We start from the raw sequence: 14,079 nt of genomic DNA on the forward strand, positions 1-14,079 counted from the left end.
ACTTTACCCTTCAACATGTTGCGTTCATGGCGTGCTTCACTTTGGGCTTTTTCACGCGTAGCGATCCCCGCACATGCCCGCAGGCATGTGTCGTGTTACATGGCAAAATCAGAAACGATTAGGGAGTGTGAAAGTGTGCCATCGGTATCTTCACCACTACTTTGCGGATTGGGCAGGACTGCTCGTGAATGCAGGCCGGACGATGCACATCCTGAGGAAAGAACACGGCAAAGTTGCCGGAATGCATGGTCAGCCAGGACTCGTCATCAACATCCTGATAGAACAAGATGTCGCGTGCTTCGTTCCATTCCTGGTATACCGGATTGCGGCCGTTATCCGTTACCACGCCGATCCGTTCGGTTCCGCTGACTAAAAATTGCACATCAATATTGTGACGATGGACTTCGGGACGTAAGTCACTTTTAGTCTGCGTGTGTAGGTCCAGTACCTGAACGGTATAGCCTGTCTCTTCATCAAGGTAGCGGCCAGCCGATAAGGCGCTGAAGTCGGTTTTTTGCAGGTAGGCCAGCGCACGGGCGACGGGTACAGGGTGCTGACCAAAAACGGTATTGTCGATATGACCAAAGATCATGGGACGTCTCCTTGTTAAAGCGCCTGAATGCGTGCCCACACCCGTTCATCAACTGGGATACCATCGCGCAAGTTTTCTTCGCGGATACGCGGAAACTTATGGCCCGGTAAACGGATAGCGACATCAGGTTGGGTCCGCTCGGCGCTGGTGATGTAATCCATTATGCGTTTCAGTTTTTCATCACGGGTTTTGCCGTCGATCAACCTATCGATCTCAATGGCGATGAAGACCTGTGATACGCCGTATTCGTCGCGATGATCTTCTGTGACTTCTGCGACGGAGGCGCCGCCGGACAGTAGGGTGGCGATCATGTCCAGCACAATAGACAGTGCCGATCCTTTCCAGTAGCCCGCTGGGAGGATGCGTCGATTTTCCTCGATAATGGCCGGATCGCGGGTAAAATTGCCGTCGTTGTCGAACCCACCATCAACGGGTAAGGTCTTGCCTGCCAATCGGTTTATTTCTAGCGCGCCATAGGAAAACATCGACATCGACATATCCACCATGGTGATTGGGTTGCTGGGGACGGCGACGATCAGCGGATTAGTACCGATGCGGCAGGTTTTTGCCCCCCATGGTGGCATAACGGCGATCGAGTTAGTCCAGCAAATACCGATATAGCCTTTCTCGGCGGCCTGCCAGCCATAGCCTCCGCCACGCATCCAGTGGTTAGCATTGCGCAGCGCCACCAAACCGATACCGTGCGCATCGGCCAACTGCATAGCGCGATCCATCATACGGCGAGCCGTCAGGTTACCAATGCCCTGATGGGCATCCCACTGTTCGATAGCACCGAGTGAGAGCAGTTTGCTGGGTTCGGCATCGGGTACGATATCGCCAGCATCCAACTGCTGAATAAAGCGTGGGAAACGGTTTACACCGTGAGAATAAACGCCGTCAACTGAAGTATCGGCGAACAGCGTCGCGCAGGCATCGGCGGTTTCTTCCGCTACATTGCGCGCCAGTAAAACACGTTTGAACTGTTGTTTAAGGTCGTTGTAACTCACTCTCATAACGCGTCTCCATGACGATAATTAGGTTGCTTTTTATTCGTCAAATTTCATTATGCGAAATTGCATTTCAAATAAATGCTATACCTGTACTTGCATGAAGTCAAAACGAGAGTGTTTTAAATTTTCATTTAAAAACAGGTGGTTATTTTGATGTGGTAACTTTGTGATCGGTACCGCATTTTGGTCAGTTCGCGAAGTACAGACGTGAAAAATCAGGGTGAGAGCCTCACCCTGTTAGCTCCCCCCATACGCGCGGTTTTACCGGTACGACTCTACCCCGATACGGTAAAGTGACGTTGTTGCCGTGATGTACAGTTCATTCCCTTCTGGCCCACCGATGGTGCAGTTGGACACGCACTCCGGTACATCAATTTTGCCGATCTGATGACCTTCGGGACTAAAAACCAGAACGCCGTCAGCGCAGCTACAAAACAGATTGCCAGTGCGATCAACACAGAAGCCATCGGGAACGCCTGGTTCTACGCGGGCAAAAAACTGTCCCGCTCCCAGACGCTTTCCTTCCACCGGATAAATTCGCAGATCGCGACGACCCAGTGTTGGGAAATCAATAATCGACATGTCTGCAACATATAAATATTTTTCATCTGGCGAAAAGGCCAGCCCGTTTGGGCGCTGGAGATCGCTGGCCGCGATGCTGAGTGAGCCATCGCGCGGATCGAAGCAGTAGACATAACAGCCAATGACCTGACTTTCTGATTTGTAGCCTTCGTCATCGCTGGTAATGCCATAAGGCGGATCGGTAAACCAGATCGTGCCGTCGCTATGGATAGCCACATCGTTTGGCGAGTTGAAGCGTTTCCCGTCAATGCGGTCAACCAGGATGTGAATATCGCCATTGTGCTCACGACGGCTGATACCGCGTCGGCCATGCTCGCAGCTTACAACGCGTCCCTGCGCATCAAGTGCATTGCCGTTGGCGTAGTGGGATGGATAGCGCCAGAGCGTGACGTCGCTATTACGTGACCAGATAAACATCCGGTTTCCTTTAACATCGCTAAAGACCACAGCATCCTGTTGCGGCAACCATACTGGGCCTTCGGCCCAGATGGCGGGAGAACACAGACGCTCAAGTTGTTGTGTCATGTTGAGCTCTCCACTTATTTCACCCCCCAGATTGCCTGATAATGGCCCTGATAATCATTTTGCGGGTCATACAGGTTGTTATTACCGCCATCGTTCGCGACGTTTTCGGCGGTCACCAAATGTGCCGGAGTGACATAGCCAGAAGGTGGTTGCTTGGCAAAGGCGCGGTTAAACTCATCCAGCAACTGCCAGCCGTGCAGCTTCAGAGGCTCAGGCACGGTGGCTGATTGGCTATCGCCGGAGCGAATACGCTGATAGGCAGAGATGGAACCATCGCCCGCCGAAATGTTGTATGGTGCGTTTTTACCGCCTTTCCCTGCTGTTTTTAATGACGGAGCCATGAAATCAAAATACAGGTCGTTAATGGCCAGCGAATACTGGAAGCTGTCGCCGTATTTCTGCAACAGACTAAACGTCATGGCAGGCATGCGGTTTGCGGTATCGGCGAGCGGTGTATCGATGAATTCCACTACCTTGCAGCCGCTGCATTTACTGATTTCGTCTTTCATGACGTTGGCTTTATCAAGGGCGATTTGATAAAGCGAATCGGTAAAGATTAAGACATTGGCTTTTCCACCTGATTTAACGACGGCGTATTGTGCAGCAATACGGGCGACGTCATTTGAATCGGATGTCACGTTGTAGAAAATATCGTATTTAGGCAGCGGGCCAGGTTCGGGCACGGCGTGCCATGCCGTCAGAACAATGCCTTGCTGAATGGCTTTCTTGAGCGGGATTTTGGCAACGTTCGGGTTCCAGCCGCCAATCACAATGCCATCTGGCTTCTGAGCGATCGCCTGATTGAGTGAAGCCAACTGATCTTTGACCGAGCCGCCGCCGTCCAACGTTTCCAGCTTCCAGCCTGCGGCTTTGGCTGCTTCGCTTAGCCCTTGTTGCACGCCTTGAACGCCGCCATTTTTCATGTCGGAAGCAATAAAAATAATTTTCTTATTCGGTTGCAACCGCGGCCCCTGAGTTGGTCCATCCCACTGTGTGCTGCTGGCAGTCGCTTTTGCAACGGCCGCCGTTGCCTGATCGAGATAGCTGTCAGCCCACGTTGACTGGCTGCTTAATAACATGGTGGTCAGTCCTGATAACAGCAATAAACGTTTCATAGGGGGTACTCCTGTTAGGGATGTGTCACGTTATGGTTATTGTTTTCTGGTGGCGTCTTTTTTTGATAAGAAGACTCCTAGTGGTGGCGCTCGGGTGTGTCAGCCTGACGGCGTTGTACGGCTTTTTGATTCAGTAAGCGACGGCGCTGGGCATAGCCTGCCAGCGTGATGGAAAGCAGCAGTGTGGCTCCGTTAAACAAGGGTTCAACCCAGAATTCGCCGCCAAATTGCTGGATACCGGCGATGCCAATCGCAAGAATGGCGATACCGATTACTGTTCCCCAGACGTTAACTCGGCCGGGGCGAAGTGTAGTACTGCCAAGGAATGCACCAACCAGCGCGGGCAAGAGATAATCCATACCGACGCTGGCCTGCCCGACACCTTGTTCTGCGGCGATTAACACGCCGCTAAAACCTGTCAATACGCTTGAGACGATGAAAGCACCGATAGTAAAACGATTAACGGAAATTCCATTGAGCCGTGCTGCTGCTGGGTTGCCGCCCACGGCATACATGCAGCGGCCAAGCGGCGTATGTTCAGTAACGAGCCATAAAACGATCGCGACAAGCAAGACATAGAAAGCCACGATAGGGATTCCACCGATCTCGGTATGGTGTAGAGCGATAAAGGCATCAGGCAGATCGCCGACGATCTGGCGGCCGCCTGAGTGCCACAGGGCTATAGCGTACAGTACGGTGCCAGAACCCAGCGTGGCGACGAAGCTATCGATATCGGCCAATGCCACCAGAATACCGTTGAGCAAGCCGTATAGCGCGGAAATGACCAGCACTGCCAGTACGGCCATCTGCCATGAGAAGCCGTATTCCACTTGAAGCGTAATTGCCAGAATGTGCCAGAGCACGATACCGAAACCGACGTTGAGATCGATTTTTCCGACGATCATAGGAATGGTCGCGGCCAGTGCCAGCAGGGCGATTTTGGCTTTGCTGGAGAGGATGGCCTGTAGCGTCAACATGGAAGCGAATGATGGCGTGGCGAGTGAAAATAGAATAACCAGCGCGATGCACAGCAGCAGCAGGCCATAGCGGGTCAGAATTTGCATCAGCCAGGGGCCTGTACCATCTTGTGCCAGACTCACGCGTTGCTCTAGCGCCGTTGATTTTACTGATGTTTTATTAGACATTATTTTCTTCCTTCGAACAGGTGAGGCTGTGTGAGCGTTTGAATTTTTTTACTGCTGATTCAGTTCGCCTGCGCAATAATGCGTCATTCAGGCCGATGCCGTGGTTTCTCCCGCGCTGGCAGACGCCAGTTCCAATAAGTTGGCGAAAGAGACCTGCTGATTCTTGAGTTCGCCGACGACACTGCCTCGATTGAAAACCAGCGCACGGTTGCAAATGTGGGCGATCTCCTCGAAATCATTGGAGATAACCAGCACCGCGACGCCCTCTGCCAGTGACTTATTTAATAGATGGTAAATTTCGGCACGTGCACCGACATCAACGCCCGCAGTGGGATCTTCGAGGATCAGCAGCGGTGCGCCGAGATGCATCCAGCGTGCCATCACCACTTTCTGTTGGTTGCCGCCGGACAGTGCACTAATGTCGATATTGACGTTTTTGGGGCGGACATCGAACAGTTGCACTTTCCACCAACTTGCCCCTATCTCTTCGCGACGGCTGTAGCGGGAAAAGAGCGTGTGTCCGCTGGCGCAGGGGTTGATAAAGAGGTTCTCGCGTACGCTCATCGACATCACCAGACTTTCATTGGTGCGATCGCCTGCGACCAGCGAGACGCCGTGAGCCATCGCCTGTTGCGGCGAACTGGCGTGGTAAGGTGCATCACGAAACTGAATTTCTCCGCTGTCGCATTGACGTAGCCCGAAGAGTAAACGACCAATTTCTTCCTGACCCGCGCCGCGCAGACCGGCCAGTGCGAGCATTTCCCCTGGTTGTAGGCTAAAGCTGACCGGTCCGATATCGCCTACGGTGACGTTTTTTACCTGGAGAACGGGGGAGGAAGGGGCAGGTAAGGGTTCACGCTGATCGCCAGGCATTGCTTCGCCCACAATCAATTGCACCAGGTCGCGCAGCGAATAATCCGCCGTTTTTCCGCCCGCAACATAGCGACCATCACGCATAACGCAGACGCGATCGGCGATATCGATCACTTCATCCAGTCGGTGAGTGACGTAAATCATGCCAACCTTTTTCGCACGCAGTCGGTTAATCACGGAAAAAAGATGGCGGACATCGTTTGCTGGAAGCGAAGCAGTGGGTTCATCCAGCACCAGCAGCTCGGCATTAACGGCGACGGCTCGTGCGATGGCGAGTAGTGATTTTTCTGTACGGGAGAGTTCAAATACGCGGGCATCGGGATCGAGTGCGATCCCCACATCCTGTAACGCCTGGCTGGCACGCTTACGGATCCCCCGCCAGTCAATTAATCCAAAACGGCGTGGAAACCCCATGACCAGAGCCATGTTTTCCGCCACCGTCATCCACTCGATTAGCCCCAGATCCTGATGAATAAACGCAATAGGCTGGAGGCCATCACTTTTTATCGCTGCGGCTGAGGCTATGCTGGTTCCACGGAATTGAATATCACCGCCATCGCGGGGGTAGACGCCCGCGAGAACTTTAATAATTGTCGATTTCCCCGCGCCATTTTCGCCCAGCAGCGCGAGTACCTCGCCCGGCATGACCTGAAGGCTGACATCATTAACCGCAATGTTACCGCCAAAGCGTTTAGTAATGTGTCTAAGCGCAAGTATGGGTTGATCCGCATTGATTTGATTCATGTGATGCGCCCTTGTGTTCAGCACACGCTGCGATGCGGTGCAAAATCGGTAAGTAACCTGTTCCCATTAATTCAGAGCGGATAGCGTCCTGAATGTGGTGTGGCAGGAACGAAATTAGCAATGCATTGATGTTTTAATAAACCATATATTTCAATATACGAAACTTGATTTCAAAAACAATATACCGAAGATTGCGCTAAAGCAAAGGCAAAGAGGTTTTTAATTTCTTTTAAAAACAAATAGTTATTTTTGTTGTTTCGTATTTGTGACGTACTGCTCACTTCATGGACAGCGGGAAGGTTGCGTATTCGGGGTGTCATGCCGACAATGAAACGGCGTTCCACTTCACCTCATGCAGCCCTTGCGGTAACATCGCTATTCTTAAGAGAAATGGATGGCGGCGACACACTGCGTTGCAGCAATTTCTGCGCAAGCACTGCCCAGCCCTCGATTCTGGAGATCAGTTATGAGCCCGAAAGCTGTTAATGAGAAAGACGATCAAAAAGAGAAACCGCTGGGGAGCCAGAGTCTATTTCGTGGTTTGCAGTTGATTGAAATTCTGAGTAATTTTCCTAACGGTTGCCCACTCGCCCATCTGTCAGAGCTGGCGGGGATGAACAAAAGCACCGTACACCGGTTGCTACAAGGATTGCACACCAGTGGCTATGTCACGCAGGCACCTTCACCCGGCAGCTATCGTCTGACGACCAAATTTATCTCTATTGGGCAGAAGGCACTGTCTTCGCTGAATATTATCCATGTCGCATCGCCCCATCTGGTGCAATTAAACCTAGAAGTGGGAGAGACGGTAAACTTTTCCAGCCGTGAAGACGATCATGTCATTCTGATCTACAAATTGGAGCCGACGACGGGCATGATGCGTACCCGTGCTTATATCGGCCAGCACATGCCGCTTTATTGCTCCGCCATGGGAAAAATCTTTATGGCGTATGGTAAAAGCGATTACCCTGCGTACTATTGGCAAACTCATCAAAATACTATCCAGCCTCTCACGTGCAATACCATCACCGAGCTGCCGAAGATGTATGAAGAGCTGGAGGATATTCGTCAGAAAGGGCTGGCGATGGATCGTGAGGAAAATGAACTTGGCGTATCATGTATTGCTGCGCCAGTGTTTGATATTCAGCAGCGTGTTCCTTATGCCGTCTCGGTATCGCTACCAACAGCCAAGTTACAGCAAATCGGTATGAAATCGCTGATTAAGCCGGTCATCGCGACCGCGCAGCGTATTTCTCTGGAGCTGGGTTTTGTCACGCCCAGTTGAACATTAGCTTAGCTAATGTAGCGTTAGAATATTCAATTTCACTTATCTAATTGGCTTCCATACACTCCCCCCGCGATAACAACAAACGGTGTAGGAGAGAAGTATGTGGGCGGTGTATTTACAGGGCGTTTTGTTGGGGGCGGCGATGATTTTGCCTTTGGGGCCGCAGAATGCGTTTGTGATGAATCAGGGAATTCGCCGGCAGTACCACCTGATGGTGGCGCTGTTATGTGCTTTGAGCGATATGGTGTTGATTACCGCCGGTATTTTTGGCGGCAGCGCATTGCTCAGTCAGTCTTCGCTATTGCTGGCGGCAGTAACCTGGGGCGGCGTTGCGTTCCTGCTCTGGTTCGGTTGGGGAGCGATGAAAACGGCCTTCAGCAAGAATATTGTCTTCGCCAGCGCCGAAGTGATGAAACAAAGCCGCTGGCGCATTATTGCTACCATGCTGGCGGTGACCTGGCTGAATCCGCATGTCTATCTGGATACCTTTGTGGTGCTAGGGAGTCTGGGGAGCCAGTTTGCTGATGATGCCCGAAGTTGGTTTGCGCTGGGGACGATGACGGCTTCCTTCACCTGGTTCTTTGCGCTGGCGCTATTGGCCTCCTGGCTGGCGCCGTGGTTGAACACGCCACGGGTACAGCGGGTCATCAGCTTTTTTGTCGGTGTCGTGATGTGGGGCATTGCCTTGCAACTGGCGCGTCACGGTTGGCAATGATGGTTGGAAATAAATAACCTCACCTTACGCTGTGTTTCAGAAATTCACCTATATTGTGTGGAGTTGGTAATGCGTTATGTTGGTCGGTAAAGCAATCCGTCTTGTCTCTTTCATTCTGGAAGATACCGTGTTGGCACAGATAATCTATTGATACGGACAATCTATTGATACCGACGATCTATTGATACAGGTAATCTGCGAGCGGCATGCGTGACGAAACATAAGTAAGGAGAGAGTGTGAAGCGAGGTATGATGAAGCTCAATGCACTGGCGTTGGCCGCTGCGATAGGACTTGGCGGTGTGTCGATAGTCGCACAGGCTGCGGAATTGCCGGATGGCCCACATATCGTGACTTCAGGGACATCCAGCGTCGATGCGACACCGGATATCGCGCGTCTGGCGATTGAAGTGAGCGTGTCATCAAAGGATGCGGCGGAAGCGAAAAAGCAGGTCGATGCTCGCGTTGCACAATATTTTGATTTTCTCGGTAAAAATGGCATTGAGAAAAAAGATATTAATGCCGCCAATTTACGTACGCAGCCAGAATATGACTATCTGAAAACCGGTGGCTCGGTGCTGAAAGGTTATCGTGCGGTGCGTCAGGTGGAAGTCACGCTGCGCCAGTTAGACAAACTGAACGAGCTGCTGGATGGGGCGCTGAAATCGGGGCTGAATGAGATTCGCACGGTAGAATTAGGCGTTGCTAACCCAGAAACCTATCGTGATGAAGCGCGTAAGAAAGCCATCGAGCAGGCGACGAATCAGGCGGCAGCGCTGGCACAGGGCTTTAACGCCAAGCTGGGGCCGATCTACAGCGTTCGCTATCACGTTGCCAACTATCAGCCGATGCCAATGGCACGGATGTTTAAAACGGCAGATGCCGCGGTGCAAACTGAAGCGGCACAAACCTATGAACAGCAAACCATTCACTTTGACGATCAGGTGGATGTGGTGTTTGAGTTGCAGCGCACGCCGTAGCGAGAACCTTAAGCCATTGTGGTGTAAACCGTGATGAAAACAACAGGCCTGCTTAGTCAGGCCTGTTGTTTTTTATCATGACTTCAGTATCACTACTTCAATCTCATCTTCTCAGTACGTTATGACTGCCGCAGTACCTGATGGCCGTGTGCGAGCAGGGCGTCCGTCACTTTTCTCATCATCCGGCTTTCCGGCGCAAAGCGGTGCCAGTAGAGCATCCGACGCTGAAACAGCCCCGGCGTCAGATCGACTAACTCGTTATTGGCCAGTTCTTTCTCGATTTGCAGATGCGGGATCATGCAGCAGGTCGTACCTTGTCGAGCCAGTTGTACAAAGGCTTCTGACGAATTCACGATGTGGCAGGGAACGCTGCCAGGTGACAAATCAAAATTCTGCTGTAAAAAGGCCTGATGCATATCATCCAGATGGTCGAAGGCGACCGCCGGTGCACGCAGCAACGCCGAGCGCGTCACGCCATTCGGGAAATAGCGGGCGGCAAAGGTCGGCGATGCGACAAACAGATAGTCCAGCGCACCCAGTTTATCTACCAGACAGCTTGGCAGCGGCTGGGACTGAATACTCACCGCACCGACCACTTCACCCCGGCGTAGCCTTTCCTGCGTGCGCGTTTCATCTTCTACCTGCAAATTAAGCCGAATCGGCGAATCAACCAGCACCGGTTGTAACGCAGGCAGCAGCCAGGTTGCCAGACTGTCGGCGTTCACCGCCAGCGACAGCAGCAGCGGGATATCGCTGTTGGTTTCATTGCCCAGCCACTCTTCTTCCAGCAGTTCGACCTGATGAAGCAGAGCCAGCAGTTTCTGCCCTTGTTCCGTAGGACGAGGCGGGATGGTTCTGACTAAGAGCGGCTGGCCGAACAGGTTTTCCAACTGTTTAATACGCTGTGAAACGGCAGATTGGGTAATACACAGTTTTTGGGCAGCGCGTTCAAAACCACGCTCGCGGATGACGGCATCCAGAGCCTGAAGCGTTCGATAGTCCGGGCGTTTCATGAAAGTCAAAATCCTCTGAATGAGTCTGTTTTTTTTCACTATGCCACATTTTGCAGATTTGCCATGCAGAAATCTTATTTTGGCTGTTGTGTGCAATCACGATTCAGCACGGTAGGTGTGAAAGGGTACGCATGAAATAATGCATCGGCGGTGAAGTGAATTTGCACGCTTTCCCCAACGTGCATGTTCTATAATACGCACACGTTTTCGTATATCGATTCTACAGGCCAGAAGCAGATTATGACGCAAGATGAACTGAAAAAAGCAGTGGGATGGGCAGCGCTCGACTACGTCCGTCCCGACACCATTGTGGGAGTAGGAACCGGATCGACGGCAGCTCACTTTATTGATGCGCTGGGTTCGATCAAACATCAAATCAAAGGCGCGGTTTCCAGCTCGGATGCCTCAACGGAAAAGTTGAAAAGTCTGGGTATCCCCGTTTTTGACGCTAATGATGTGGATTCGCTGGATGTTTATGTCGATGGCGCGGATGAGATCAACGGCCACATGCAGATGATCAAAGGCGGTGGTGCAGCGCTGACCCGTGAGAAAATTATTTCGGCACTGTCGCGCCAGTTCATTTGCATTGTCGATGCATCTAAACAGGTTGATGTGCTGGGTAAATTCCCGCTGCCGGTTGAAGTTATCCCGATGGCGCGGTCTTACGTGGCGCGTGAACTGGCAAAGTTGGGCGGGCAGCCAGTCTATCGTCAGGGCGTACTGACGGATAACGGCAACGTCATTCTGGATGTACACAACCTGAATATCATGGATGCGATCGCGGTAGAAAACCACATTAATGGCATCCCTGGTGTCGTAACCGTTGGGCTGTTCGCCAACCGCGGTGCGGATGTCGCGTTAGTCGGTACGGCTGAGGGTGTAAAAACCGTCGTTAAATGAGTGCGCGATCGTTCTGGCGTGGTGAACCCCCACGTCAGAAATTTTTTAGCTAAAAAAATCCATTTAGTTAACGGCTCATTTTTGGTACTTAATATCACATTTTCTTATTTTATTTATCGTCGATATGGCGATGCACATCTTTGGCAATATTTTTTGCCATAAATCAGGCGCGCTCCTGTGTGGCGCGATTTGGGCGAAGCAATCGTTTGTATTGCTGACTGCGTAATTTTTGTTATGTTGGCAGAAGCTATTGAGCACTCTGTCACATTTGAAGTCTGAAAATAAGGTCGGGAAATGGCAAAGGTATCATTGGAAAAAGACAAGATTAAGTTTCTGTTAGTGGAAGGCGTGCATCAGAGCGCGCTGGATAACCTGCGTGCAGCGGGTTACACCAACATCGAGTTCCATAAAGGTGCGCTGGAGCCTGAGGCGTTGAAAGCCTCCATCCGCGATGCGCATTTTGTGGGTATCCGCTCGCGTACCCATCTGACAGAAGAGATTTTTGCTGCTGCGGAAAAACTGATCGCGGTAGGGTGTTTCTGTATCGGGACTAATCAGGTTGAGCTGTCGGCCGCGACCAAGCGTGGTATCCCGGTATTTAACGCACCTTTTTCCAATACCCGATCCGTGGCAGAAATGGTGATCGGCGAAATGCTGCTGATGCTGCGCGGTATCCCAGCGGCCAACGCGAAAGCGCACCGTGGTATCTGGCACAAACTGGCTGTGGGCTCGTTTGAAGCGCGCGGTAAAAAGCTGGGGATCATCGGCTACGGCCATATCGGTACCCAGTTGGGGATTCTGGCTGAAAGCCTAGGGATGCACGTTTACTTCTATGATATCGAAAGTAAATTGCCGCTGGGTAATGCTCAGCAGGTGCGTCATCTGTCCGACCTGCTGAATATGAGCGACGTGGTGAGCCTGCACGTGCCGGAAAATGACAGCACGCAGAATATGATGGGAGCGGAAGAGCTGGCGCTGATGAAGCCGGGTTCAATCCTGATTAACGCTGCCCGTGGCACGGTGGTTGATATCCCTGCATTGTGTGACGCATTGAGAAGCAAGCATTTGTCCGGTGCGGCGATTGACGTATTCCCACAGGAACCAGCAACCAACAGCGATCCATTCCTGTCGCCGCTGTGCGAATTTGACAACGTGCTGCTGACGCCGCACATCGGTGGTTCCACACAGGAAGCGCAGGAAAATATCGGTGATGAAGTCGCTGGAAAACTGGCGAAATATTCAGACAACGGTTCTACGCTGTCTGCGGTGAATTTCCCTGAAGTGTCGCTGCCTGTCCATGGCGCACGCGCCAGCCGCCTGCTGCACATCCATGAAAACCGTCCTGGCATGATTACCAAAATTAACCAGATCTTTGCTGAGCAGGGCATTAACATTGCCGCGCAGTATCTGCAAACGACACCTGAAATTGGTTATGTGGTCATTGATGTCGAAACTGACGGTGCGCAAACGGCACTGCAACTGATGAAAGCCATTCCTGGCACCATTCGTGCCCGTCTGCTGTTCTGATTCGTTTTAATCAGTGAATAAACAGCCAGCCCCTTTTGGGGCTGGCTGCGTTTTTAAAGCGCGATAACGATCTTTCCGCGCATATGCCCTTCCAGCACTTTACCGTGAGCCTGCTTCAGCGTATCTACCGTTAACCCTTGTAGCGTTTCGCTGGCGGTTCCCTGAAGTTTTCCTGCATCAACCAGTTGTGCGACTTCGTGCAAAATATTCCCCTGTTCCGCGATATCCGGTGTAGTGAACATGCTGCGGGTAAACATGAGTTCCCAGTGCAGCGCCGCGCTCTTGAGCTTCAGCGCCGTTTGGTCGAGCGGATTTTTGTTTTCCACGATGGTGCAGATGTGGCCCATCGGCGCGATCAGTTTGCTGATGGCATCCCAGTGGCCGTCCGTGTCGTTCAGGCAGAAAATGTAATCGACCTGTTTGATCCCTTCTTTTTCCAGAGACTCGACCAGATTACGGTAATCCACGACCTTATGGGCACCGCGCTGGCGGCACCACGCTGCTGAGTCAGGCTGTGACGCACTGGCGATAATATTTACCGAACTGCGCAATGCCGCCAGAGAAATCGCGAGAGACCCTACGCCGCCTGCACCGCCGATAATCAGCAGCGTTTTGTTGCTGTCGGCCTGCTGTATTTTCAAATGCTCGAATAAGCCTTCCCAGGCGGTCAGCGCCGTGAGCGGCAGTGCGGCCGCCGCTGCCCAGTCCAGAGACACCGGCTTGCGCGCTACGATACGTGAATCAATTAACTGATGGGTGGTGTTGCTGCCGGGGCGGGTGATATCGCCGGCGTACCAGACTTCATCACCGACCTGAATGTTGTTAACCGCGCTGCCGATTTTCAGCACGACGCCGCTGGCATCCCAGCCGAGAATTCGTGGCTGCTGTAATCCATTCTGACGTAACCCAGCATGAACTTTGGTATCCACCGGATTGACGGAAATGGCTTTTACACCGACCAACAGATCGTATTCACCGGGCTCGGGAATATCCTGCGTGATGGCAATGAAATTTTCTGGCTGTTGTGGATCAACAGCTATCGCATGAGCGGTCATGGTCTGTTCCTCATTAA

The 14,079-nt window shown here is 52.0% G+C and carries 13 protein-coding genes; 5 read left to right on the forward strand and 8 right to left on the reverse strand.

Annotated elements, in window-relative coordinates:
- Nucleotides 1–118: 118 nt before the first annotated feature.
- From H0248_RS06940 to H0248_RS06965, 6 genes are all read right to left on the reverse strand, one after another.
- Nucleotides 119–592, reverse strand: coding sequence for a YhcH/YjgK/YiaL family protein (locus tag H0248_RS06940; protein ID WP_180785275.1), 474 nt, complete (start codon nt 590–592; stop codon nt 119–121).
- A 14-nt stretch (nt 593–606) separates the two neighbouring features.
- Nucleotides 607–1,605, reverse strand: coding sequence for a 3-dehydro-L-gulonate 2-dehydrogenase (gene yiaK, locus H0248_RS06945; protein ID WP_180785276.1), 999 nt, complete (start codon nt 1,603–1,605; stop codon nt 607–609).
- 258 nt (nt 1,606–1,863) lie between these two features.
- On the reverse strand, nt 1,864–2,709 hold the full coding sequence (locus H0248_RS06950) for an SMP-30/gluconolactonase/LRE family protein (protein ID WP_180785277.1): 846 nt from the start codon (nt 2,707–2,709) through the stop codon (nt 1,864–1,866).
- Between the two features lie 14 nt (nt 2,710–2,723).
- Nucleotides 2,724–3,824 (reverse strand): ABC transporter substrate-binding protein, encoded by a 1,101-nt coding sequence (locus tag H0248_RS06955; RefSeq protein ID WP_180785278.1) that lies wholly within the window; start codon nt 3,822–3,824, stop codon nt 2,724–2,726.
- Between the two features lie 77 nt (nt 3,825–3,901).
- A complete protein-coding gene (locus H0248_RS06960) occupies nt 3,902–4,969 on the reverse strand; it encodes an ABC transporter permease (protein WP_180785279.1) in 1,068 nt (355 codons plus the stop codon).
- A gap of 87 nt (nt 4,970–5,056) precedes the next feature.
- The gene (locus H0248_RS06965) at nt 5,057–6,586 is read right to left on the reverse strand and encodes a sugar ABC transporter ATP-binding protein (RefSeq protein WP_180785280.1); all 1,530 of its coding nucleotides are present in this window, start codon (nt 6,584–6,586) and stop codon (nt 5,057–5,059) included.
- A gap of 466 nt (nt 6,587–7,052) precedes the next feature.
- On the opposite strand from H0248_RS06965, the gene H0248_RS06970 reads away from it, so the two are divergent.
- The 3 genes from H0248_RS06970 to H0248_RS06980 all read left to right on the forward strand — a co-directional run bounded on the left by H0248_RS06970 (nt 7,053) and on the right by H0248_RS06980 (nt 9,567).
- Nucleotides 7,053–7,871, forward strand: coding sequence for an IclR family transcriptional regulator (locus tag H0248_RS06970; protein WP_180785281.1), 819 nt, complete (start codon nt 7,053–7,055; stop codon nt 7,869–7,871).
- 103 nt (nt 7,872–7,974) lie between these two features.
- The gene (argO, locus tag H0248_RS06975; RefSeq protein ID WP_180785282.1) at nt 7,975–8,589 is read left to right on the forward strand and encodes an arginine exporter ArgO; all 615 of its coding nucleotides are present in this window, start codon (nt 7,975–7,977) and stop codon (nt 8,587–8,589) included.
- A 252-nt stretch (nt 8,590–8,841) separates the two neighbouring features.
- Nucleotides 8,842–9,567 (forward strand): oxidative stress defense protein, encoded by a 726-nt coding sequence (locus H0248_RS06980; protein ID WP_180785396.1) that lies wholly within the window; start codon nt 8,842–8,844, stop codon nt 9,565–9,567.
- Nucleotides 9,568–9,686: 119 nt separating this feature from the next.
- Here the strand turns inward: H0248_RS06980 and H0248_RS06985 are convergent, their stop codons facing one another.
- Nucleotides 9,687–10,580: a LysR family transcriptional regulator ArgP gene (locus H0248_RS06985; protein ID WP_015841813.1), complete on the reverse strand. Its 894-nt coding sequence runs from the start codon at nt 10,578–10,580 to the stop codon at nt 9,687–9,689.
- 240 nt (nt 10,581–10,820) lie between these two features.
- Between H0248_RS06985 and rpiA the strand changes: the two genes are divergently transcribed.
- Nucleotides 10,821–11,480, forward strand: a complete 660-nt coding sequence (gene rpiA / locus H0248_RS06990; protein ID WP_180785283.1) for a ribose-5-phosphate isomerase RpiA — start codon at nt 10,821–10,823, stop codon at nt 11,478–11,480.
- A 294-nt stretch (nt 11,481–11,774) separates the two neighbouring features.
- Nucleotides 11,775–13,007: a phosphoglycerate dehydrogenase gene (serA, locus tag H0248_RS06995; protein ID WP_180785284.1), complete on the forward strand. Its 1,233-nt coding sequence runs from the start codon at nt 11,775–11,777 to the stop codon at nt 13,005–13,007.
- A 53-nt stretch (nt 13,008–13,060) separates the two neighbouring features.
- Here the strand turns inward: serA and H0248_RS07000 are convergent, their stop codons facing one another.
- A complete protein-coding gene (locus H0248_RS07000) occupies nt 13,061–14,062 on the reverse strand; it encodes a zinc-binding alcohol dehydrogenase family protein (RefSeq protein ID WP_180785397.1) in 1,002 nt (333 codons plus the stop codon).
- Nucleotides 14,063–14,079 lie beyond the last annotated feature (17 nt).

Source organism: Pectobacterium brasiliense, from assembly GCF_013449685.1.
GTDB lineage: Bacteria > Pseudomonadota > Gammaproteobacteria > Enterobacterales > Enterobacteriaceae > Pectobacterium > Pectobacterium brasiliense_A.